Origin of the sequence: Embleya hyalina (assembly GCF_003967355.1) — a bacterium.
Classification (GTDB): Bacteria; Actinomycetota; Actinomycetes; order Streptomycetales; family Streptomycetaceae; genus Embleya; species Embleya hyalina.
The window spans coordinates 1-537 of sequence record NZ_BIFH01000076.1 but is presented as its reverse complement, the minus strand read 5'-3'; positions in this window follow the sequence as shown (position 1 = coordinate 537).

The window sequence follows — 537 nt, the reverse complement described above, 5'->3', positions numbered from 1 at the left end:
TGTGTGGGGGGCGGGAGTTCACGAAACCCGACGACGTGGGGTGTCGTTACCTCGGCCTGAGAGAAAACCGCAGGTCGGCACGCAGAGGAGAGCGCTCGTGGTGCCTCGGTATCCGGTTTCGACCCCCGCTGGGCACCTTCGGTCTCCTCGACGGCCTTCGCGGGGTCGCAGCGCCCGAAGCCGACCCCGACCGGACGGTTTCGGTCCCGTTCCGCCGTTGGCGGGGGGCGGAGCACATGAAACCGGCACACGACGCCCGACTTTCCACCCCGATCCCACAAAACCGCAGGTCACCGAAGCTCGAAGGCCACAACCCACCCGTTGCGATCCGGTTTCGAACCCCAACCCCCCTCCCCACGTCCCCGAAACGCCCCGACCCGCTCAAGAACGCTCCCCGGAGGACCCGACCCGACCTCCCACCCTGCCCGCCGCTGTAGGCCGGTTTTCGCTGACCAACGCGCCCGTCTCGCCGCAAGCCCCCAGTCTCGGAGCCCCGTACGCCGGCGGCGGCCCACCACCGACTCGGACATGCCCCGC